Raw genomic sequence first — 202 nt, forward strand, 5'->3', positions numbered from 1 at the left:
GTNCCGGGTTGAGAAGCGGTGTAAGTGAACTGCAGTTGCCATGTTTTACGGCAGTGAGAGCAGAGATAGCGCTGATGTCCGGCGGTGCTTTTGCCGTTACGCACCACCCCGTCAGTAGCTGAACAGGAGGGACAGCTGATAGAAACAGAAGCCACTGGAGCACCTCAAAAACACCATCATACACTAAATCAGTAAGTTGGCA

The 202-nt window shown here is 51.7% G+C and carries 1 protein-coding gene; it reads right to left on the reverse strand.

Annotation, left to right across the window (positions count from 1 at the left end; genetic code table 11):
- Positions 1–155 (reverse strand): IS1 family transposase (locus tag VZP09_RS03910; RefSeq protein ID WP_001392526.1); only part of this gene is annotated, 155 nt, incomplete at its 3' end.
- Positions 156–202 lie beyond the last annotated feature (47 nt).

The organism is Klebsiella sp. EMBS2024 (assembly GCF_036233805.1).
GTDB classification, from domain to species: Bacteria; Pseudomonadota; Gammaproteobacteria; order Enterobacterales; family Enterobacteriaceae; genus Klebsiella; species Klebsiella pneumoniae.